The 298-nt window shown below is 67.1% G+C and carries 1 protein-coding gene; it reads left to right on the top strand.

The genetic code is table 11. The features are described 5' to 3' along the window. Window positions 1-298, top strand: a 298-nt coding sequence (locus tag IE95_RS0118400) for a flagellin N-terminal helical domain-containing protein (RefSeq protein ID WP_036572779.1), incomplete at both ends; no start/stop codon positions are given.

Genomic DNA, 298 nt, shown 5'->3' with positions numbered 1-298 from the left:
CGCCGAGGGTCTCAAGGCTCAGGTGAACGGCTACTCGGTCGCTGCGCGTAACGCGCAGGACGGCATCAGCGTCGTGCAGGCGGCTGAAGGTGCGCTGGGCGAGTCCCAGTCGATCCTGCAGCGCATGCGTGACCTCGCGGTCCAGGCGTCCTCGGACACCAACAACGCCGACGCACGCACCGCGATCAAGTCCGAGCTCGACGAGCTCGCGAACGAGCTCACCCGCGTCGTCGACTCGACCAACTTCAACGGCATCAACCTCCTGACGGCTGCGGCCACGGACCTCACGGTCCAGGTC

The organism is Oerskovia turbata (assembly GCF_000718325.1).
GTDB classification, from domain to species: domain Bacteria; phylum Actinomycetota; class Actinomycetes; order Actinomycetales; family Cellulomonadaceae; genus Oerskovia; species Oerskovia turbata.
Note: the sequence above shows the minus strand (reverse complement) of the source record. Positions and strands in the feature narration are given on the sequence as shown.